The 20,676-nt window shown below is 44.5% G+C and carries 19 protein-coding genes; 15 read left to right on the top strand and 4 right to left on the bottom strand.

What is annotated here, in order from left to right; all coding sequences use genetic code 11:
• Window positions 1-52: 52 nt before the first annotated feature.
• Both cmoB and cmoA read right to left on the bottom strand, forming a co-directional pair.
• Window positions 53-1,024, bottom strand: a complete 972-nt coding sequence (gene cmoB, locus DQX04_RS05895; RefSeq protein ID WP_111914982.1) for a tRNA 5-methoxyuridine(34)/uridine 5-oxyacetic acid(34) synthase CmoB — start codon at window positions 1,022-1,024, stop codon at window positions 53-55.
• Window positions 1,021-1,767 (bottom strand): carboxy-S-adenosyl-L-methionine synthase CmoA, encoded by a 747-nt coding sequence (cmoA, locus tag DQX04_RS05890; protein ID WP_111914981.1) that lies wholly within the window; start codon window positions 1,765-1,767, stop codon window positions 1,021-1,023. Before cmoA ends, cmoB begins: the two co-directional genes overlap by 4 nt.
• Before the next feature lie 184 nt (window positions 1,768-1,951).
• On the opposite strand from cmoA, the gene aspS reads away from it, so the two are divergent.
• The 10 genes from aspS (at window position 1,952) to DQX04_RS05840 (ending at window position 13,533) form a co-directional block, all read left to right on the top strand.
• Window positions 1,952-3,706, top strand: a complete 1,755-nt coding sequence (gene aspS, locus DQX04_RS05885) for an aspartate--tRNA ligase (protein WP_111914980.1) — start codon at window positions 1,952-1,954, stop codon at window positions 3,704-3,706.
• Between the two features lie 70 nt (window positions 3,707-3,776).
• The gene (locus DQX04_RS05880) at window positions 3,777-4,520 is read left to right on the top strand and encodes a YebC/PmpR family DNA-binding transcriptional regulator (RefSeq protein WP_111914979.1); all 744 of its coding nucleotides are present in this window, start codon (window positions 3,777-3,779) and stop codon (window positions 4,518-4,520) included.
• Window positions 4,521-4,746: 226 nt separating this feature from the next.
• Complete coding sequence (ruvC, locus tag DQX04_RS05875; protein ID WP_111914978.1) at window positions 4,747-5,262, top strand: crossover junction endodeoxyribonuclease RuvC; 516 nt, start codon at window positions 4,747-4,749, stop codon at window positions 5,260-5,262.
• A gap of 145 nt (window positions 5,263-5,407) precedes the next feature.
• A complete protein-coding gene (ruvA, locus tag DQX04_RS05870; RefSeq protein ID WP_111914977.1) occupies window positions 5,408-6,022 on the top strand; it encodes a Holliday junction branch migration protein RuvA in 615 nt (204 codons plus the stop codon).
• A gap of 10 nt (window positions 6,023-6,032) precedes the next feature.
• Window positions 6,033-7,034 (top strand): Holliday junction branch migration DNA helicase RuvB, encoded by a 1,002-nt coding sequence (gene ruvB, locus DQX04_RS05865; RefSeq protein WP_111914976.1) that lies wholly within the window; start codon window positions 6,033-6,035, stop codon window positions 7,032-7,034.
• 80 nt (window positions 7,035-7,114) lie between these two features.
• Window positions 7,115-8,299 (top strand): nucleotide sugar dehydrogenase, encoded by a 1,185-nt coding sequence (locus tag DQX04_RS05860; protein ID WP_111914975.1) that lies wholly within the window; start codon window positions 7,115-7,117, stop codon window positions 8,297-8,299.
• A gap of 22 nt (window positions 8,300-8,321) precedes the next feature.
• Window positions 8,322-9,248 (top strand): UTP--glucose-1-phosphate uridylyltransferase GalU, encoded by a 927-nt coding sequence (galU, locus tag DQX04_RS05855; protein ID WP_111914974.1) that lies wholly within the window; start codon window positions 8,322-8,324, stop codon window positions 9,246-9,248.
• Window positions 9,202-10,710: a glucose-6-phosphate isomerase gene (gene pgi / locus DQX04_RS05850; protein ID WP_111914973.1), complete on the top strand. Its 1,509-nt coding sequence runs from the start codon at window positions 9,202-9,204 to the stop codon at window positions 10,708-10,710. Before galU ends, pgi begins: the two co-directional genes overlap by 47 nt.
• Window positions 10,711-10,884: 174 nt before the next feature.
• Window positions 10,885-11,367, top strand: coding sequence for an LPP20 family lipoprotein (locus DQX04_RS05845; RefSeq protein ID WP_111914972.1), 483 nt, complete (start codon window positions 10,885-10,887; stop codon window positions 11,365-11,367).
• 87 nt (window positions 11,368-11,454) lie between these two features.
• A complete protein-coding gene (locus tag DQX04_RS05840; protein ID WP_111914971.1) occupies window positions 11,455-13,533 on the top strand; it encodes a hypothetical protein in 2,079 nt (692 codons plus the stop codon).
• A gap of 112 nt (window positions 13,534-13,645) precedes the next feature.
• Here the strand turns inward: DQX04_RS05840 and DQX04_RS05835 are convergent, their stop codons facing one another.
• Window positions 13,646-15,472 (bottom strand): asparagine synthase-related protein, encoded by a 1,827-nt coding sequence (locus DQX04_RS05835; protein WP_111914970.1) that lies wholly within the window; start codon window positions 15,470-15,472, stop codon window positions 13,646-13,648.
• Between the two features lie 89 nt (window positions 15,473-15,561).
• Here DQX04_RS05835 and DQX04_RS05830 point away from each other — a divergent pair, with 89 nt between their 5' ends.
• Both DQX04_RS05830 and DQX04_RS12465 read left to right on the top strand, forming a co-directional pair.
• The gene (locus tag DQX04_RS05830; RefSeq protein WP_111914969.1) at window positions 15,562-17,283 is read left to right on the top strand and encodes an ABC transporter ATP-binding protein; all 1,722 of its coding nucleotides are present in this window, start codon (window positions 15,562-15,564) and stop codon (window positions 17,281-17,283) included.
• A gap of 9 nt (window positions 17,284-17,292) precedes the next feature.
• Window positions 17,293-17,457 carry a hypothetical protein gene (locus tag DQX04_RS12465; protein ID WP_165831952.1) on the top strand — a complete coding sequence of 55 codons (165 nt, stop codon included), beginning with the start codon at window positions 17,293-17,295 and terminating at the stop codon, window positions 17,455-17,457.
• 165 nt (window positions 17,458-17,622) lie between these two features.
• Here DQX04_RS12465 and DQX04_RS05825 read toward each other — a convergent pair whose 3' ends face one another.
• A complete protein-coding gene (locus tag DQX04_RS05825; RefSeq protein WP_111914968.1) occupies window positions 17,623-18,543 on the bottom strand; it encodes a hypothetical protein in 921 nt (306 codons plus the stop codon).
• Window positions 18,544-18,640: 97 nt separating this feature from the next.
• On the opposite strand from DQX04_RS05825, the gene DQX04_RS05820 reads away from it, so the two are divergent.
• Genes DQX04_RS05820 through DQX04_RS05810 form a run of 3 tightly spaced genes read left to right on the top strand, consistent with a single transcriptional unit; the run spans window position 18,641 to window position 20,664 of the window.
• The gene (locus DQX04_RS05820; protein WP_111914967.1) at window positions 18,641-19,540 is read left to right on the top strand and encodes a hypothetical protein; all 900 of its coding nucleotides are present in this window, start codon (window positions 18,641-18,643) and stop codon (window positions 19,538-19,540) included.
• Window positions 19,537-20,364 carry a sulfotransferase domain-containing protein gene (locus DQX04_RS05815; protein WP_111914966.1) on the top strand — a complete coding sequence of 276 codons (828 nt, stop codon included), beginning with the start codon at window positions 19,537-19,539 and terminating at the stop codon, window positions 20,362-20,364. The genes DQX04_RS05820 and DQX04_RS05815 overlap by 4 nt, the downstream gene beginning before the upstream one ends.
• A 21-nt stretch (window positions 20,365-20,385) precedes the next feature.
• Window positions 20,386-20,664 carry a PqqD family peptide modification chaperone gene (locus DQX04_RS05810; RefSeq protein ID WP_111914965.1) on the top strand — a complete coding sequence of 93 codons (279 nt, stop codon included), beginning with the start codon at window positions 20,386-20,388 and terminating at the stop codon, window positions 20,662-20,664.
• The last annotated feature ends 12 nt before the right edge of the window (window positions 20,665-20,676 follow it).

Raw genomic sequence — 20,676 nt, 5'->3', positions numbered from 1 at the left:
ATCTCCGTGGAGACCGCACAGCGGTCCATACGGGTGCTGCGCAATTTCCCGATCAGATTTTCGTAGCGGTAATCACTGCTCGTTTCGGTGCTGGGTAACCTTCCACGGTTAAACTCGGGTCAGTTGGGTCTAAGAAGTCAGCTAGAGACTGGCCTTGCATCCACTCAGTGCTCCTTTGTTCGTCCAATGAGGTCACATTCTCGTCCACAACTTTTATGTCGGTTAGTGCTAGGCGAGATAACCAGTGGCAAAGAGCTTTTGAGCTTGGGATAAACCAAACATTCGGCATTTGTGCATATCTTTCGCCAGGAACAAGCACAGTGTTCTCGTCACCATCTACAACTAAGGTTTCAAGCACTAACTCGCCGCCAGAGCGCAATTGATCTACACACTGTTGTAAGAAAGCGAACGGCTCACGACGGTGGTATAAAACACCCATAGTGAACACTGTGTCGAACGCTTTAACCGGTTGTAAGTGCTCAATGCCCAATGGTAGATATTCAACATCGCGAGCAATTTGTTCAGGCATAAATCTGCGGATGGCTTGAAACTGCATCATAAACAGTTGCCCTGGGTCTACGCCGACGACAAGATCTGCGCCTGCACCTTTCATACGCCACATGTGGTAGCCACTACCGCAACCAATATCTAAAACTTTACGCCCTTGTAAGTCAGCAATGTGCGGGGCTACGCGGTCCCATTTCCAGTCAGAGCGCCACTCAGTATCAATGTCTACACCTAGAACATGAAATGGACCTTTTCGCCAAGGTGTGAGCTGCTTCAGAAGAGGCTCAACTGCCTTTATTTTCGGATCGTCACTCTGTGTCTTCAGAGTCACGCTATGTGCGATATCAATTTCTTCGGCCGTGACTTCGGGAAGCTGGCTCACCAACTTTTCCCACTTTTTAAGTTCGCCATGCCGGCGGTTTTGCGACCAGTCTTTTAAAGCTGCAGGGAGGGTTTCCAACCAATGACTCATGCCTGCTTCAATAAGGCGCTGGTAAAAAGCATCAAACTGACTCATTTATTTTGCTCGCTTTTAATGGCAAACCAAGAGGTGAAATTAAAGCAGCGGTACCAATTTTGCACCGTATCGAAACCAACATTGCTCAATCGTTCTATATGTTTTTCTGGGGTGTCGATACGCATTACGTTTTCAATCGCGGCTCGCTTTTGGCTAATTTCTAAGTCGCTGTAACCGTTCATGCGTTTGAAATCATGGTGTAATTCGTTCAATACACTCTCTGCTTGTGTATCTTCGTGGCGTACTTTTTCAGAAAGCAGAAAAATTCCGCCGGGCAATAGGGCATCGTAGATTTTCCGGATTAACTGCTCACGCTGCTCCGGAGGAATGAATTGCAGCGTAAAGTTCATGGCAACTACACTGCAAGGTTGAAACTCAGTGTCTAGAATGTCTTCACAGCGAATGGTTACCGGTACGTCGCCTTTCCACGCATTTACGTTCGACTGACAACGCGAAACCATTGCCTCTGAATTGTCGACGCCAATAATCTGGGTGCCTGCAGCTTGAATATGTTGTTTCATGGCAATGGTGGCGGCACCTAGTGAGCAGCCCAAGTCGTATATATAGCTGTTGGGTTGTGCGAACTTACCCGCTAAATGACCAATTGTTTGAACCATGGTGGAGTACCCAGGAACGGAGCGGCTGATCATGTCTGGGAATACGTTGGCAACATTTTCGTCGAACGAAAAGTCGGCCACTTCCCCTAAAGGTTTGGCATAAATAGAGTCGCGAGAAAAGTTCATAATCAAAATCCTTGTAACTATGGGGCGAATTGTACCTGAACGTGCTCGCTTGAGCCACTTGCGGGTGACTTCTAGGCGTTCGTTATCGTATACTATTGCGCTAGTTTACAAAGCTATTTTAAAGACATTACGTTGCAAATATTGCACACACTATTGAAGTCAGAAAACAGGAAATAAAAACACCATGCGCAGTCATTATTGTGGAGAGGTTACTGAAAACGCTCTAGGTCAGCAGGTTACGCTTGCGGGTTGGGTTCATCGTCGCCGTGATTTAGGCGGACTCATCTTTGTCGACATGCGTGATCGCAGCGGTATTGTGCAAGTAGTGTTTGACCCTGATCATGAAGACATGTTTGAGCTTGCAAATACATTGCGCCAAGAATTTTGTATTCAGTTGCGTGGTGAAGTTCGTGCGCGTCCAGAAGGTCAAGTGAACGACCGTATGACTACCGGACGTATCGAAGTTATTGCGTCGGAACTCACTATTTTAAACAAAGCGGCTCCGCTACCTATCGACTTCAACTCACAGGTGAGTGAAGAGTCGCGTTTGCGTTATCGTTATCTTGACCTGCGCCGCCCAGAAATGAACGAAAAGCTAGTTTTCCGCGCTAAAGTTTCAAGTGCTGTGCGCCGTTTCTTAGATGGTGAAAATTTCTTAGATATCGAAACACCAATGCTTACTCGTGCAACCCCTGAAGGTGCTCGCGACTACTTGGTGCCGTCTAGAACGCATGACGGTAAATTCTTCGCTTTGCCGCAGTCGCCGCAGTTGTTTAAGCAATTGCTGATGATGTCGGGCTTCGATCGTTACTATCAAATCGTGAAGTGTTTCCGCGACGAAGACTTACGAGCAGACCGTCAACCAGAATTTACCCAAATTGATATCGAAACAACGTTCATGAGTGCACAAGAAGTGCGTGACACCACAGAACGTTTGGTACGTTCGTTGTTTACCGAGCTTCTTGAGGTCGACTTGGGCTCTTTCCCTGTGATGAGCTATGCAGAAGCTATGCGTCGCTTTGGTTCAGACAAGCCCGACCTACGTAACCCGCTTGAGCTTGTAGACGTAGCTGATCTAGTGAAAGACATCGAGTTTAAGGTATTTGCAGGGCCAGCGAATGACGAGAAAGGTCGAGTAGCTGTATTGCGCGTGCCAGGTGGAGCGAAATTAAGCCGTAAGCAAATCGACGAATACACGAACTTTGTAGGCATTTACGGCGCCAAAGGTTTGGCTTGGTTGAAGGTGAACGATAAAGACGCTGGCATGGAAGGCTTACAGTCGCCGGTACTTAAGTTCTTACCTGAAGATGCCGTAAACGGCATTTTAGAGCGTACGGGTGCTGAAACCGGGGACATCCTATTGTTTGGTGCTGACAACGCTACCGTGGTCAGCGAAGCACTTGGTGCATTGCGTTTGAAAGTGGGTGAAGAGTTTGAGCTTGTTGAAGATAGCTGGAAGCCACTTTGGGTTGTCGACTTCCCAATGTTTGAAGAATATGAAGGTGGTTACGCAGCGCTGCATCACCCGTTTACCTCTCCTATTGGTGTAACGCCTGAAGAGTTAAAAGCAGACCCAGCAGCTGCGCTTTCTGATGCTTATGACATGGTATTGAACGGCTGTGAAGTTGGCGGTGGTTCGGTACGTATTTTCAACCCTGAAATGCAATCTGCTGTGTTTGAAATATTAGGTATTGGCGCAGAAGAAGCGAAAGAGAAGTTTGGCTTCTTGCTTGAAGCTTTGAAGTACGGCACACCTCCGCATGCAGGGTTAGCATTTGGCCTCGACCGTTTGGTCATGCTGATGGTTGGTGCAAGCAGTATTCGTGACGTGATTGCATTCCCGAAAACCACAACAGCCGCTTGTGTACTCACAGACGCACCAGGCTACGCCAACCCAGAAGCGCTAGAAGAGTTGGGAATAAAAGTCGTAGAAAAATAAAATTGGGGTCAGAGCACTTTGGGGTCAGAGCACAATGTGCTCTGACCCCATCTTAAAGAACGGAGGAAACATGGCAGGACATTCAAAATGGGCAAACATCAAGCACCGCAAGGCTGCGCAAGACGCTAAGCGCGGTAAGATTTTTACCAAATTGATACGAGAGCTAGTTGTGGCGTCTCGCCAAGGCGGCTCTGATCCTGACACCAATCCTCGTTTACGCGCCGCTATCGACAAAGCTTTGTCGAACAATATGAAACGCGACACTATAGACACTGCCGTTGCCCGCGGAGCGGGCGAGCTCGATGCGGACAACATGGAAGAAATCACCTACGAGGGCTACGGCCCTAATGGCGTAGCCGTAATGGTGGAATGCATGAGTGATAACCGAAATCGTACCGTGTCAGAGGTGCGTCATGCTTTCACGAAACATGGTGGTAATTTAGGTACAGACGGTTCTGTCGCTTATTTGTTTAGCAAACGCGGTGTACTCAGTTTCGCGCCTGGAGCAAACGAAGAAACAGTGATGGAAGCCGCGTTAGAAGGTGGTGCAGAAGACGTTGTGACTTACGACGATGGTGCAATCGATGTATTCACCACACCAGAAGACTTTGGCTCGGTAAAAGACGCATTAGACGCAGCCGGTTTAACCACCGACAACGCAGAAGTAACTCAAGTGCCTGCAACTAAGGCGGAACTAGACGTTGAAACTGCACAAACCGTGGTAAAAATGATCGACATACTCGACGATTTAGACGACGTACAGAACGTATATCACAACGCCGATATTCCGTGGGATCTTCTCTCTGAAGAATAAAGACAAAATGGGGTCAGAGCACCTAGTGCTCTGACCCCAATCTGACTGAAGATGAAATCCAATATAGTCAATGAGTTAAGAGTTAAAACTGTCCGTTAGCGTGACTTTGACGAATTTAAAGGATTTCTTGCCGAAACGCAGGTTGCGTAGGGCATGCAAGGAAACATAGTATGGGGTCAGAGCACTTAGTGCTCTGACCCCATTTTTAAGGAAAAGGAGAACAAATTTGTCCATCATTCTCGGTATCGATCCGGGGTCTCGTATAACGGGGTTCGGTATTATCCGCCAGCAGGGGAGTCGACTGACTTACCTGGGTAGTGGATGTATTCGAGCTGCATCGACAAGTGTTGCGACAACCACGCAAGGCGAACCAACTATGGCGGAGCGTCTTAAAACTATATTTGCGGGTGTTTCTGAACTCATAGAACAGTATTCCCCTACTCAATTCGCCATTGAACAAGTGTTTATGGCTCGTAATCCAGATTCGGCGTTAAAGCTTGGGCAGGCTCGTGGAGTAGCCATGGTCGCCGCTGCAAATGCGGGCTTAGAGGTGTGTGAGTACTCAGCTCGGCAAATCAAACAGTCTGTTGTAGGTACGGGCGCAGCTAAAAAAGAGCAAGTTCAGCATATGGTTATGCATGTACTTAAACTGCCCAACAAACCACAAGCTGATGCTGCGGATGCTCTTGCTGTAGCTATCTGCCACGCACACACTTATCAAACTTTAATTGCTCGTTCGTAACGGCAGTTTTCATCTTCGTACGGACCGCCGTGCGGTCTCCACGGTGATGTTCCAATGTGCCACTGACCCATCCCAACGCTAGACGGAAAAGTGCTTCTCGGTTACGATACAAAGCTAATGAAAAACAATAAAAAGCGGTATAAAAATGATCGGTAGACTTCACGGAACACTCGTAGCAAAACACCCCCCAGAACTTCTTATCGACGTGAATGGCGTGGGTTATGAGGTGAGTGTACCGATGACCTGCTTTTACGACCTTCCCGAAACCGGTGCTGAAGTGACACTATGGACGCATTTTGTTGTGAGGGAAGACGCGCAATTACTTTTTGGCTTCAACACCGCAGACGAGCGTGCTTTATTTCGTTTATTGATTAAAGCACAAGGCGTAGGGCCGAAGTTGGCACTTACCATATTGTCGGGCATGAGCGCCGGACAGTTTATTCAAACCGTACAGCATAACGACGTCACAACCTTAGTGAAAATTCCTGGCGTGGGTAAGAAGACCGCGGAGCGTCTCGTGGTGGAAATGCGTGATCGCTTGAAAGACTTCACAGGTGCCGATTACGATACAGGGCTGCCAGGTGCTGCAATTTCAACTCCTTCTGCTGCGCCTGCTCCAAGTGCGAAAGAAGAAGCTTTAAGCGCGTTAATAGCGTTAGGCTACAAGCCGAATCAAGCAGAAACCATGATTCGTAAAGTTGCTACAGAAGACATGGATGCAGAAACATTGATACGCACCGCTTTAAAAGCGATGCTTTGAGGACTCGTAAATGATCGAACCAGACCGCATGGTCCAAGCCAGCGCTACTAATGAAGATGAAGCGATAGACCGTGCGATTCGTCCTAAAAAACTGGAAGACTACACCGGCCAAGCCCACGTAGTTGAACAGCTTGGAATTTACATTGAAGCAGCGCGAGGCCGTGAAGATGCGCTCGATCATGTCCTTATTTTTGGACCTCCAGGATTAGGTAAAACCACACTGGCGAATATCATCGCTAATGAAATGAACGTAAGCATAAAAACAACTTCCGGACCAGTTCTTGAAAAAGCGGGCGATCTCGCAGCGCTTCTTACCAACTTAGAACCTAACGACGTACTCTTTATCGACGAAATCCACCGCTTAAGCCCAGTGGTTGAGGAAGTGCTCTATCCGGCTATGGAAGACTATCAGCTAGATATCATGATAGGAGAGGGCCCCGCAGCACGTTCAATTAAGCTCGATTTGCCACCTTTTACATTGGTCGGCGCAACGACACGTGCTGGCGCTTTAACTAGCCCACTAAGAGACCGCTTCGGCATAGTGCAGCGTTTAGAGTTTTATAACGTGGAAGACCTCACGACCATCGTAAAGCGCTCAGCGCATTTCCTAGACCTTAAAATGGACGAGCAAGGTGCAAAAGAAGTAGCTGCGCGCTCTAGAGGTACGCCAAGAATCGCCAACCGTTTGCTTAGAAGGGTTAGAGACTACGCAGAAGTTCGTGCCGACGGTCACATTACCGCTGAAGTAGCCTCGCAAGCACTAAATATGGTTGACGTGGATAAAGCTGGTTTCGACTACATGGACCGTAAACTTCTTGAAGCCATTATCGAGAAATTCGACGGTGGGCCGGTAGGTCTGGAAAACCTAGCTGCAGCTATCGGTGAAGAAAAAGACACGATTGAAGATGTCATTGAACCATTCCTCATTCAACAAGGATTTATTCAGCGCACACCGCGCGGGCGCATTGCTACCCAGCGTGCGTATTTGCATTTTAATATGAAACTTCCGTGACAAACTGAGGGCTGTAAAGAAAGCTTCATAATTTCCTGCAACAGTTAACTCATGTTCGCTACTCGTGAAACGTGAGTCGTATGGAAAATCCTCAAATTGTCGTTGTTGGTTTAGGCTACGTTGGTCTCTCAAACGCGGTATTACTGTCTACCCAATTTCGCGTAACTGCGGTCGATATCGACTCGACAAGAGTTGACGCAATACGAAACAAAACGTCACCCATTCAAGACCCGAAAATTACTGAGTTCCTGCAATCAAAAAGCCTGAACTTAACCGCGAAAACCGCGAGCGATGCGGAAAGCGAGTTCGCAAGCGCGCAGTATTTTATTGTTGCTACTCCAACCGACTACGACCCAAAATCAAACCACTTTGATACGTCTTCAGTTGAGCAAGTTATTCAGCAGATCACTGAATTAAATCCAAGTGCGTTAATCGTCATTAAAAGCACGATACCTGTTGGCTTTACCGAGTCTTCGAAGATCAAGTTTGCGACGCAAAATCTAGTATTCATGCCGGAGTTTCTGCGTGAAGGGCTGGCTCTTCATGACAACCTGAACCCTTCGCGAATTATTATTGGTGAGCGCGGTCCTCGTGCTCGTCAATTGGCTCAAATGTATAAATCTTGCGCTCAGAACAAAGACGTTCCAGAGCTTTTTATTGATAACACAGAAGCTGAAGCGGTAAAGCTGTTCTCTAACACTTACCTTGCCATGCGCGTGGCTTATTTTAATGAGCTAGACACGTATGCGGCAGTGCACAAGTTAGATACTCATTCGATTATTGAGGGAGTATGTTTAGACCCTCGGATTGGCATGCACTATAACAACCCCAGTTTTGGATTTGGCGGGTATTGCTTACCCAAGGACACCAAGCAATTACTCGCCAATTACAAGGACGTTCCCCAAAATATTATTCAGGCCATTGTCGACGCGAACCGCACCCGAAAGGACTTTATCGCTGAAGACATTATGGCGTTGAATCCTAAGGTCGTAGGTATTTATCGGCTTGTTATGAAGCAAGGGTCCGACAACTTTCGTGCGTCTGCGGTTCAAGGTGTTATGAAACGCCTAAAAGCGAAAGGTATAGAGATTATTTTGTATGAACCTGCGCTAACAGTAACTCACTTTTTTCACTCGCCTGTAATTCAAGATCTAAAGAGCTTCAAACAACAAGCAGACGTTATTGTGTCGAACCGTTTAGCGGAGTCTTTGTTAGACGTTCAGTCAAAAGTATACACCCGAGATTTATTCCATAGTGACGCTTAAAGGAATGAAGGAGCAAACAATTATGCAAACCTCACCAGTAAAAAAAGTTGTCATTCCTGTTGCTGGGCTAGGTACAAGAATGTTACCCGCAACCAAGGCTATACCGAAAGAAATGCTGCCTCTAGTCGACAAGCCTCTTATTCAATTTATTGTAGAAGAATGTGCTGCAGCAGGGCTAACCGACATAATATTGGTAACGCACGCTTCTAAAAATTCAATTGAAAATCACTTTGACACCAGCTTTGAACTTGAAACAACCCTAGAGAAGCGAGTGAAGCGTCAGTTGTTAGAAGAAGTTCAGTCTATTCGGCCACCAGGAACTACAATAATGCATATTCGCCAAGGGATTGCACGAGGATTAGGCCATGCTGTTTTGTGTGCTAAGCCTATCGTAGGTAATGACCCATTTGCAGTGGTACTTCCCGACGTACTTATTGACGAAAGCACAACGAATTTGTTTCGTGAAAACTTAGCGCAAATGATTAGCGACTATCACCGAACCTTCAATAGTCAAATCTTGGTGGGTGAGGTGCCATGGGACAAAGTGGACCAATACGGTATCGCTAATATGAACGGCCTAGACTTAAAACCGGGTAAATCTGGGCCGATTGGATCCTTGGTAGAGAAGCCAAAGGTTAGCGAAGCACCGTCAAATTTGGCTGTCATCGGCCGCTATGTATTTTCACCGAGAATTTGGGCACTGTTGGAGGCAACAACACCTGGAGCTGGGGATGAAATTCAATTAACTGATGCTGTAGAGCAATTACTCAATCTTGAGCGGGTACATGCTCATTACATGACTGGACGAAGCTATGACTGTGGGAGTAAGCTTCAATATGTGCAAGCATTTATAGCGTACGCAAATCGCCATCCAGAATTAAAACAATTATTGCGAGAGGCTTATGACGCCGAAAAGTCAAACAGTGCCGTTACAGCAAATACAATTTAATCAGCTTATTTTTGATTGGAGTTACCAGTTCCTGTCTCACGAGGACATTCGAGATTTTGCGCAACGTAGACTTCCCAATGACTTTAATGACATTAAAACGCGCCTTTTGGAGGGGAAGTACACTAACGCAACAGAGAGTCGACCTGTATCGCATACTCTGTGTCGTAATAGTGATGTACTGAATAATGCTGAATCTAAACGTTTTATAGAAATCGTTAAATTACTACGTAAAGGCGAGTGGCTTGGTGCTACAGGTGAGGCTATTACAGATGTCGTGAATATAGGTGTAGGTGGGTCTGATCTGGGTCCACTTATGTCTAGTTTTGCCCTAAAAGAATTTGCTACCGACAAAAATGCCCGTGTCGCCCATACTCACTTTGTATCATCGATGGACGGTGAGCAGCTTCACGTTGAACTTCCGCATTTAAACCCAGAAACCACCTTGTTTATAGTAGCGTCAAAGTCATTCGGCACGGCTGACACGTTTGCTAATGTTGATACCGTGAAAACGTGGGCTTTAGAACGGCTTAACATACACGGAAAAACAGAGTCTGACTGGCTACAAAACCATTTGGTTGCGGTGTCGGCATACCCTGAAAAAATGGATGCTTTTGGAATACCACGAAAAAACCAATTGGCCATGAACGAAGGTGTCGGCGGAAGGTTTTCTTTGTGGTCTGCTATGGGCTTATCGATAGCAATCAGTTGTGGTTTAGACGTTTTTGAGCGCTTATTAAGTGGTGCGCGAGACATGGATGAACACTTTGCAACTGCGCCAATTGAGAAAAATATCCCTATGCTTATGGCATTACTGGGCGTGTATAACCGAGAAGTAAGAGCCATTAATAACCTTGCAATATTGCCTTATGATGGTCGGTTCCTGCATGTTCCTTCTTATTTGCAGCAATTGGATATGGAAAGTAATGGGAAGCAATGTTCTGCAGATAATAAAGCAATAAATTATCCCACCGGCCCTATTGTATGGGGAGCATTTGGCCCTAACGGTCAGCACGCATTCTTTCAGCATCTACACCAAGGTTTTGACAAGTTTGCAGCCGACTTTTTAATGGTATTACAAAGGAAAGGGCCAGGATTCTCGTTAGCTGTTCAAAGCAGCTTAGCTGACCAACAGGAATTGTCGGTGGCGAATTGCTTAGCACATAGAAAGCTTATGGCGTATGGATCTGAAGACGGCACTGCGCGAAATTATTATCCTGGTGGGCATCCTAGTAATCTTCTGGCGTTGAAAGAGTTAACTCCTGAGAGTTTTGGTGCGATCATCGCGGCTTACGAGCATAAAGTTTTTACCCAGGGCGTTATTTGGAATCTAAATAGCTTCGACCAGCCCGGTGTTGAGTTGGGTAAGAAGATAGCTGTGAAAACGTTGGCGGCTATACAGAACCGCAGTGATGATAGCTTTGATGAATCTACGGACTCATTTATAAAGATGACACGGGATTAATTACTGTACAGACCGCCATGCGGTCCGAACGAAATCCTTGTCCATTAAAGATTAGAAACATTTAATACACTTTCTAACAAATTTCGGGTGCGTTGTTACGTTGGTTCGGGCTATGCTTGAGGTAGATCAAAAGGGGACAGGCTTCAGCCCGTCGCCAACTCTAAGGAGAAAGCTATGAAAAAGTTACTATTACTTATCTCTGCTGCTGCAATTGCGCTTGCAGGTTGTGCGTCGAAGCCCGAGTCTGAATGGCCAGAGTGGTTCGACGTACAAGCGGAACCAGAAACATACTTTTACGGCTTTGGTGAAGGTGTTAGCCGCGACTCAAACTTAGCAGCAAGACAAGCACGTTTGAATGCGCAAGCACAACTAGCCGAGTCTTTTGCTATTTATGTAGAGAGTGAAGCGCGCCAAGCCGGTCAAGTAGACTTAGGCGATCCGGCAACTTCGGGTACGTTTATTTCTGCTGTTCAAGCACGTGTGCAAGAAACGGTAACTTCTATTGAGGCCGACAAAGCAGAACGTATTCGCTTGCCAGACGGCTCTACACGAGTGTTCGTAAGAATGCGTATGCCACGCAATCAAGGTGCTCGTACCGGTCGTGAAATTCTAGACGAATTCGAAGAGCGTATGCGCGAAACTAGGAAAGATGGATAGCCCAAGCTCGGGGTCAGAGCTTTCGGGGTCAGAGCAATTACCTTGCTCTGACCCCATTTTCTGCTCCCACTTAGGAAAAGAGTAGCAATGTCTAAAAACTACAGAATCCTCCTTATTATTGCGTTCGCAATTGTCAGCTCAGGCTGCTCAAGCCTACCCTTCGGCGACAACAGCAATACTCAACAAACCAGCCGAGAAGAAATAACTACAATAGGTCTGCAAAACGACCGCTACGCATACGGACATGGGTTCGGTGAAACGCGGGAGCGGGCTCTACAAGCAGCGCGTGACGAACTAGCAGAAATGATTCTGGTAAATGTACGCACCGAAACTCGGCAAGATTTGAGAGAAGCGGAAGATCAGGAGATTACGAGCGAGTTCGTAGCTTCTTCGTTTTCTTGGTCGAATGTTGAGCTGGAAAACTTGCAGGTTGATTTCGAGCAACGTAACCGCAACGACGGAACGTGGTATGTAAGGCTTCGAATTGAACGCTCAGGTGTCACAGCACTGACTCAAAAAGCGAGACGCAAAGCTCCGAGCCTCAATGCTGTTTACTATATTGAGCAAGCTGACAGCACCCAACCTGCACAAAGACTTGCACGAGCTATCGATGGTTATAACATTGCACATCGAGACGGTGTGCTTGCAGAAAGTTTTATTACTCAAAATGGCAGCCAAGCAACTTTCGAGACTTATTTTGCAGAGGTGTCAGAAGCGAGTGTTCGAGCTTTAAAAGCGCTTCCTATCGTGCATGAAGACGGAAAACAAATTGCGATCGCGTTAATTCATGAAAGTACGGCGACCCCGCAACAGTTAGCAAAGATCTACCTAAGGGTGAATGGCCAAGAAACAGAACTCTCTACCGACAGCCGAGGTATGACTGCATGGTTACCCATATCAAATCTTGGCAACTCGTTCTCGCTTGTCGCGCGTCGAGGAGACATCACTATTTCGGGATCGCGTATTGAACGATTCCAGGAAGTGGACCGTTATACCACGCAGGCTGTTACCAACGCAGAAGAAGCTCTGGTTTATTTCTATTTAGATCCGGTAGACGCCAACGTGCGCATTGGTAGCGAAAGCTTAGGTTCACCACAAACGCATCCACTCGAATCTGGTCGACTGTACGGGTTAACCATTCGTTCAGAGCGTTACAGAGACAGAAACGAAACGTTAAATATTCCTAGAGGCGCAGCTTTCGCTTATGTAAACGCGGAGCTTGAGGCACGCCAGTATGGTTCGCTTGCGTTGGCTGTGGAAAACCGAGAAGGCGTCTTTGAAATTCGCAGGGACAGCGACAATTGGATACAGTCGAGGGGCAACACCTACGACAGAGAGTTAGCCGAAGCGGGTTCTTACGCTATACGAGTAGGGCGCAGAGGTGAGAAAGGATTCGACCCAGATTTTCAAATTCAACAAGATTTAATAGAGCTTCAAAACGAACAGCGCTATAGCCGTGTATACGAAGCGCCTGCATACCGCGAGCCTTATAGTTATGGCTGGCGAGTGGCATTGTATACCTTGCGTGGCAATGGTGAGCCTAGTTCTACTTACCGTATTCCCATGAGCTCAAATTTGAGAGAGGGAACTGACGGGCATTACCAGGAGTTCCAAGAAGCTGCTTATGGCGGAAATATAGATTATTGGGGCTCTTCAGACGACTTTGTCATAAACGTACAGCGTTACTTCGACACGCTAAATTTCACCGTGCAAGGAAGTGCTGGGCGAAGAACGCACGCTTTCGACGTCTATCAAGTCGACCGTGGAAGCTTTATAAACTATTGGGATTTAGAAACAGTTGAGTTAGACACGGCTCACATTAGTATTGGTGCTGGCTTCTGGAAGAGTTTTTATTCGGACCGGGTAATTACTTCACTTACCATTAACCAAGCGTATGATTTTTCAAGCTGGGATTTAGCCGAAACCATAGAAATAGACGGTGATTTTAGTTCTGATACACGAACGTACATCAGTGGAAGTGACAGCTCTCGCAATAGCTACCTCTACGCCGAAGCAAATGCTCACTTCAATCTAGGTGGCTTCGGTTTTACGGCCAGTGTAATCGTGCCAGCCGAACAAATGGAACCCATCATTCAACTCGGCTTCGCATTCAGCTTCTTCGACAGCGGCTACCGCCGACCAGCAATGGTAGATGTTTCTCGATAGGCGATTGGCTTCAGCACGAGGGTAGAACGGGGACTGGCTTCAGCCCGTCCCCATATGCTGAATTTTTCTAGGGTTCGCTAAGAATTAGGTGAAGCAAGAATCGTACGGACCGCTATCTATCAAATATCCTGGCCCAATGCGCGAGTTCTTTTGATATCTTAAGCCAGCTTCTATTTTCTCCAAGTTTGTTGGGCATGCGAGAAAAGTCGATAATGTCAGTAAACTCCTTTTGTTTTTTGAGTGGTTCGATTCTTTTTAAATTCTCTTCATAGAGCTTATCCATTTGCTTTTTATGTTCGTGGAACGGAATGTTTACGTCTCCTTTAAGCCGCACTCTTAAATAGTTTGGGTATTTATCTTTCAAAATGCTGCGCATCACAAGTCGATTTAAACCGTGATCATAAAAAAGATGGCTGGGGCAACTCGCAACTAATTCTAGTAATTTTCTATTTAACAAAGGGAACCGGGTTTCTATCCCTGTTTGCATTCCGGTTATTTGTTCCATAACTATTCGATAATCAACCCCGTCTGTGTTGATATTCAATCTAATATGTTCTGAAACAGAGGTTTCTGCTTTAAACCGATACGGCAATTTCTGGTTCTTTATAAGTGAAGGATAAGGCTTTTTATTACCAATGTTTTTGCTAAACAGAAAATAAATAGTGCCTGTTTTCAATGCTCTCAGATAAGACAGGAATTTCTTTGGCAATGTGTCGTTGGGCTTGGTGGCATGGCGCCAAAGCTTGACGAACTTAAGCTGAAGTATAAGCTCAGAAAAGAGAGCGTAACCCGGATAGCTAAGGGCTTGATCTCCGCCCCAGCCACTCAGCATCACCCGAGAACCATTTTTACTGGCAAGTAAATGATGTCCTAAAAACTCAGTAGCTATCGCAAAGGGTACTTTTAATTGTGTACTTATTTGCTCGGAAGCCTTAGTGAAATCAATTGACTCTTCATTCCATAACGGTTGTATATGAGGAAATGGGGCACGAATGTCATCTAGTTCTTGATAGGTTTTTTGCCAGTACTTCAACGCATCGGGGTGTGCCGGAGGTATAGAACGATGGCTGACACTAAAAGCTTGTTCAACTTGAGAGGCACCAAGTGAAATAATAGAGCCTGAGTCTAATCCTTCGCTAAGTTGAAAAGTTATAGGAGTCGTAGAAAGGGTTGACTCGTGTACAGCAAGCTCATGTTGCTGTGCTATAGCGTTAAGCCAATCTGTATCTGTTTTCAAATGGGAGAAATGGTGTTTTTCAAGTGACCAATATTGGCTGAGTTTAGGCTCTTTACCTATTTCCCACTCTAAAATATGTGCGGGCGGAATACTTTCAACTTCATTCCATGGACTTTTAAAGATTACTCCAGCAGTTCCGCATAGTGTCGCTTCAAGCAATTGTTTATCTACTGTAAGTTGATGGTTGCTTGCAAAGTAAGTTAGGTCACTTGAAATAACTAGAGTATTGCTGTGCGCGTTCGACATACAAAAGAGAGGGCGAGTACCTATATGGTCGCGAAACGCCAAAACTCTGCCAGAACGGTGGCATGCGATACAAGCAAACTCACCTTCTAACTTCCTTATCGCGTCCTTGTCCCAGTGCAGTAGAGCTAACAATATAACCATGCCGTCACTGCCACCTTCAGCTTTGTCGTTTAAAAACCCACTGGGTAGCTCTTCTACAATGTCGCTTTTGTTGGTTAAGCGACCATCTAACACCAAAGACCAGTCATCAAGCTCATGAATGTGTTCATTTTCATGTTTTGGATGTGTTTTGTATAGGTGAAGCGCAAGTATTGAGTCTTGCTCCGTTGGTCCGATGCTTGTTTTGTGTAGAAAGGCATTATCGAAGGGAAAATTTTGGATCGTTTGCTGAATATCTCGAGTGGTTTGTTCTACGTTTTGAGCAGAAATGTCAGTGGAAAAGAAAATATGACTCAAGGGGAAACCTCAAAATATGTCTGCAAATTCGACGAAATTACTTATATCATAACTTAATCAACGGACTGCTGTTACCTATAGGAATTTCAATGCTCACTTCTAGCAAGTCTTTTTTCTTTTTTTTAAAAGAAACGTATGAGAGCAACAGAACAATTATTATTGTTTCGTTGGTGCTTTCCTTTCTACAAGTTGTGACGGCAAGCGTCGGTATCGTGCTTATATTGCCACTCATAGAGTTATTAGATAACGCGGCTGAGCCTGAACAATTGCATTGGATTACGCAAAATGTGTTGTGGGTGTTTAATACCCTTAACATTCCTGTTGATACGCTAAACATTCTAATTGTTTTTAGTGCGTTAGTGGGCGTGGCGTTCTTTATTCGCTTTTTACATAGCAGGGTTGTAGCGAAACTTCAGAACGACGTAGTTACTCAGGAACGCGAAGCTCTATACAGTCTTGCGAAAAATTCATATTGGATTGCGCTTCATAATTTGTTACCAAGCAAACTAACACACGCGCTTGTATACATAGTTAACGCATCTGGAAGAGCGATAACATTAACCAATAGCTTTCTAAATTTAACTTTGTTAATTGTTTTTGGTATAGCGGCTTCGAGTATGCTTTCTCTGGAGTTAATGGGCGTTATTATACTTTTTGTGCTTGTTTCCGGTGCGGCTATTCTTCCGATTTATAAACGCTCAAAAGACATGGGAAAAAGCCAACTGCATGCTATGGAAGCGTTGCATGGAACCTTTAGTGAGCATTTTGCAAACTCTAGACTCTTGAAAAGTGAAAAATTTGACGGTTACTTTGAACGACAAGCAAGTCATGAAGTGGAAGAACTCAAAGACAAAAGCCTTAGGCTTCAGCATCAAACTGCATTAACTCAATTATTGCTTGGGCTCGTCGTTATTATTTCACTTGTTGCTTTTACTTATATATCGCTGGACGTTCTTTCTATTTCGTTTGCTGAAACTGTGGTGGCGATTATTATTTTGGCAAGATTATTGCCGTTAGTTAGTGGCATTCAGCAGTCTGGTCAGCAGCTTATGCATTTACTTCCCCAAATTGCAGAGCTGAACAACATAAAAATGTATCTGCGAAAAAATTTGGAAGTTAAGCATAATGACACCGAAGAATGGCATGTAGAAAAAGGTGTTTCCGTTCAACACGTAGGGTTACAGTCGTTCTCGGGTGCGTGGCTATGCCGAAATGTCAATTTTAACATTCAGCCATACGGTGTGAACTTACTTTTTGGTGTTTCTGGCACAGGAAAAAGTTCATGTGCAGACGCACTGGCAGGGTTACGAGAAGTGAACGAAGGAAAAATTTCCATAGGCTCAACGGTACTTAGTTCCAATAACATTCATCATTGGCGCTCGCATGTTCATTATTTGTCGCAAGAAGTGAACTTATTAAGTACATCGTTAAGAAATAACCTTTGTTTAGGTCATCAATTCTCAGACAGTCAATTACTAGAAGCCTTAGCAAGTGTAGGGTTAAGTTCCTGGATGACACGCTATAACGTTTCTCTTGACTCTTCAATCAGTGCGTTGGGACGGAATGTTTCTGGTGGCCAAGCTCAACGTATTCAAATGGCTCGAGCGTTATTACAACAACCAAAGCTACTGATTCTAGATGAAGTTACTGCTCATCTTGATAAGCAAAGCGCTCGAGATATTGCTTCATTGGTAGCTGAAATCAGCAAAAACATGACAGTATTGGTTATTAGCCATGATACTTTGTGGCATGACTATGCAAATCACCAGCATGAGTTAATTTCTGAAAGTGAGAGCAACAGTAACGATTAAGGAAGAAATATGACGAAAAACATAAATCAACAAGAACTAGTTTCTCGGTTGAATGGTGAGCAGAAATTAGCATGGAATACACCGCTGGTGTCAGAACTGAAAGTGGAAAGCTCTAAAGGGAAAGTATGGCCGACTCCTCTAGAGGCTGACCCTACTTTCAACGGTCCTTCTTAAACGTAAAAGCACTATGGAATAGGTATATGGTGATTGATACCAATCAAAAGGAACTAGTTTCTCAGGTGAATAATAAGCAGAAATTGGCTTGAGATACGCCTCTCGTGTCAGCGTTGAAAACTCTTAAGTTATTCGAGGGAGTGGAGTCTTTTAATTTCTAAACTCTCATAACGTAGAAGTCGCGTTTATATTTTCTAATTGCTTAGACATGGTTTGTCCATAATCTATAAGGCTTCGATGAGTATTTAAATTAGGTGCTTCAATGACATAAAAAGGCACTTTAGTTAGATGAGTAAAGTGCTCAAACATTAGTTCTTGCTGTTCTAGAACTCGAATCACTCGGGGCCGTAATACATTGATACTCAGCCACTTCATTTGTTTTGTGCGAGTGACCTTATGCAAACTTAGCTGAGCCTTCTTGTGAGGTAGCAGTTGTGCCATGAAGGAAACCTTTACTGGTTGGTGAGAAACACAATTTTCTTTCAGATCAACAATGCATTTATGCGGTGCAATTAAAGAACTTCTGGCTTTTGCATAATGGTTTTTTATGTATTCTAAATAATGAGGTTCGCATTTTAAACGAGTCGATGTTGGGTACGCGAAAACTCCTTCCGAGGTTTTCTTTAAACGGATCGAATCGTCACTTAATATAGTAAACCCTTGTAGTAATAAGGCGAGTGTAAGCGTCGACTTACCGCTACCGGAACGACCAAAAATAACCCAAGCCTCATTTGAGTTCGGTGGCACAACTGCCATGCCATGCATAGGAATTTCATTGTGCAGATGAAGCACAGAGGAAACACCACTACCTAGAATCAAGTTTTCACAATATTCTAAGCCTGAATGATAAGGTCTTACGGTTAAAGTATGTGCTGTTGCTGAAACTTCACCGAGATCAGGAATTTTTATGTGTATGCCGCTTTCTCGAGCACAAACTATACGTTCTTGAGTAACAGGATCTTTAGCGGGCTCTATTTTTATGTCTAGCTCGGGCTTCACGTTGCTACTGAGCCGTAAGCTTGGTATGGCAATGGGAGAATTAGCAGCTAAGCCGTAGATTTGATGTAAATTAATTGTTTCTTGCAAGGTGTTCTATCCTGACTGTGTTAGTATAAACCTAATACACAAAAAGTATAATAACCTGTAACATCAACGATGTCTTAACAGAACAAAGAATTTCTGAATGTATAACTATCTTGGTTTAACGGTTGAGAGTGAGCTTGAACTCGATTTTGCCGAGCAAGTCACTGCTTCTTCAGTCCATGTTTCTATTTCTCTTCATAACATCCCTGAACATCCTAAAGAAGGTGTAGATGTTCATAGTGCATATTGTGCTGTTGGTAATCAATATGTGTGGCTTTTCATTCCTGATATGTTTCGAATGGAAATATTAAATGGAAAAGAAATACGCATTCAGTTGCTTAATCAAGCGCAAGGTAAAGAGCTGGTCCTGCGTTATTTAGAGAACTTTGCGTTTGCGATGCTTTACCAACAAAAAGGTGAATTGGTTACGCATTCTACTGCAGTAGAGTGGTTAGGAGAACATTGGATTTTTTGTGCTGATACAGGGGTAGGTAAGTCTTCGTTAGCCGCCTACCTTATGCAAAAGCACGACGCAAAGTTAATCGGTGACGAAATTACTATTTTTGAAAGTTCAGCGCGCAGTATATTTTCAACTGGGTTTGTAGATCTTCAAGTTGTCGTTGCAAGCTTGCTCAACATTCCAAATGAGCAGGTTGTGCCATACTCCAGTGACATGTCTCGGTGCAGGTGGAATGTTCCTAAAGCAAAGCAAGCTATTCAACATGAAGATAAAGTGCCAAGAAATATTGTGCTACTTGAAAGCTCTAATGAATCAGAGCTGAAGTTCAGTCGTCTACATGGGGCTGACAGTTTGAACGCGTTAATGCACTCGGTCTATAAACCATATAACCAGCAACATATTAAAAAGCAGACCTTTTTTACACTATCTAAGCTGGCGGCTGAAAGTAATATTTATAGGCTTTCACTGCCAAGAGAAGCGAAGCTTGATACGGTAGCGCGCATATTTATGGAGTTTTCAGAACGTAGGGCTACGTTATGAATGTAGGCTGTTGGTTGGCTTCTTACCCAAAGTCTGGAAACACCTGGTTGCGTGTTGTGCTTAGCGCTGCCTTTCAATTAACCCAAGAAAGCAAAATTCCTGAGCAAGTCTTAAATATCAAAAATTCTGAGGGTTTAACACATCGTTCACAACTTGAAAGTATTTTAGGGCTTCCATTAAAGCATTTGGACAGTAAGCAATTTCGGACAGCTATTTATCACGGATTAAAGGAAAACATGTGTCGGAACAGAACACATTTTCATAAAACACATGAACAGTATTTTTTAGATGAGCTGCGTGTAATATCGGGTGGTGAATTACCTGTAGAGAAGGTTATTTATTGTGTGCGAAACCCTGTTGATGTAGCAGTTTCGTTTTCTGAGCATATGGATACTGGTTATGAGCGCGCATGTGAAACACTTTGCGGGAATCAGTCTGGAAATACCAAGTACAGTATTTCATTACCGTACCATTTAGGTAGCTGGCAAGAGCATGTAGAAAGCTGGACATTGAATACTAAGCATATCTTAGTAGTTAGGTACGAAGACTTATGTGATAAACCGTTGGAAGAGTACAGGAAAGTGCTCGACTTCGTAGAATTCAATGTTTCAGACGAACAATTAAAAGAAATTGTTCAATTGGCAACGTTTTCCAACCTTCAACGTAATGAAAGCCAGCATGGCTTTTTGGAAAAACCGACTCGGCTCCGGAAGTTTTTCAATAAAGGAGTTGTAGGGCGAGGAAAAGAACTATTGAGTGATGACTTACAGCAGAAGATTACTTCGGCAAATAGGCGCGTAATGGAACGGTTTGGATATTTGTAAAGCTAGGAAAGGTAATAAAGGATGACGATTAACGTAAACAGTACCGTAAAAGTCAAAGAAGATCTTATCTATAGTAAAATTGACAATGAAGTAGTCATGATGACACCTGATCATGAAGACTACTTAAACTTGAACGGTGTAGGCTCTGTAATATGGGAGAAACTGAGTCGCGCACAACGTGTCGAAGACATTAAACGTGAGCTGCTTGAGCAATTCGAGGTATCGGAAGATACCTGCGAGCAAGAACTCATAGCGTTTCTGAATAACTTACACGATAAAAAATTAATTGAGGTCGACTAAAGTTGTTACGCA

It is taken from the genome of Aliidiomarina sp. B3213 (genome assembly GCF_003290085.1).
Lineage (GTDB): Bacteria > Pseudomonadota > Gammaproteobacteria > Enterobacterales > Alteromonadaceae > Aliidiomarina.
This window is presented reverse-complemented; position numbering and strand designations above follow the sequence as displayed.

Excerpts from the sequence above, each read along its gene's own strand:
- cmoB (WP_111914982.1), bottom strand. The coding sequence starts at position 1,024 with ATGAGTCAGTTTGATGCTTTTTACCAGCGCCTTATTGAAGCAGGCATG.
- cmoA (WP_111914981.1), bottom strand. The coding sequence starts at position 1,767 with ATGAACTTTTCTCGCGACTCTATTTATGCCAAACCTTTAGGGGAAGTG.
- aspS (WP_111914980.1), top strand. The coding sequence starts at position 1,952 with ATGCGCAGTCATTATTGTGGAGAGGTTACTGAAAACGCTCTAGGTCAG.
- DQX04_RS05880 (WP_111914979.1), top strand. The coding sequence starts at position 3,777 with ATGGCAGGACATTCAAAATGGGCAAACATCAAGCACCGCAAGGCTGCG.
- ruvA (WP_111914977.1), top strand. The coding sequence starts at position 5,408 with ATGATCGGTAGACTTCACGGAACACTCGTAGCAAAACACCCCCCAGAA.
- ruvB (WP_111914976.1), top strand. The coding sequence starts at position 6,033 with ATGATCGAACCAGACCGCATGGTCCAAGCCAGCGCTACTAATGAAGAT.
- DQX04_RS05860 (WP_111914975.1), top strand. The coding sequence starts at position 7,115 with ATGGAAAATCCTCAAATTGTCGTTGTTGGTTTAGGCTACGTTGGTCTC.
- galU (WP_111914974.1), top strand. The coding sequence starts at position 8,322 with ATGCAAACCTCACCAGTAAAAAAAGTTGTCATTCCTGTTGCTGGGCTA.
- pgi (WP_111914973.1), top strand. The coding sequence starts at position 9,202 with ATGACGCCGAAAAGTCAAACAGTGCCGTTACAGCAAATACAATTTAAT.
- DQX04_RS05845 (WP_111914972.1), top strand. The coding sequence starts at position 10,885 with ATGAAAAAGTTACTATTACTTATCTCTGCTGCTGCAATTGCGCTTGCA.
- DQX04_RS05840 (WP_111914971.1), top strand. The coding sequence starts at position 11,455 with ATGTCTAAAAACTACAGAATCCTCCTTATTATTGCGTTCGCAATTGTC.
- DQX04_RS05830 (WP_111914969.1), top strand. The coding sequence starts at position 15,562 with ATGCTCACTTCTAGCAAGTCTTTTTTCTTTTTTTTAAAAGAAACGTAT.
- DQX04_RS12465 (WP_165831952.1), top strand. The coding sequence starts at position 17,293 with ATGACGAAAAACATAAATCAACAAGAACTAGTTTCTCGGTTGAATGGT.
- DQX04_RS05820 (WP_111914967.1), top strand. The coding sequence starts at position 18,641 with ATGTATAACTATCTTGGTTTAACGGTTGAGAGTGAGCTTGAACTCGAT.
- DQX04_RS05815 (WP_111914966.1), top strand. The coding sequence starts at position 19,537 with ATGAATGTAGGCTGTTGGTTGGCTTCTTACCCAAAGTCTGGAAACACC.
- DQX04_RS05810 (WP_111914965.1), top strand. The coding sequence starts at position 20,386 with ATGACGATTAACGTAAACAGTACCGTAAAAGTCAAAGAAGATCTTATC.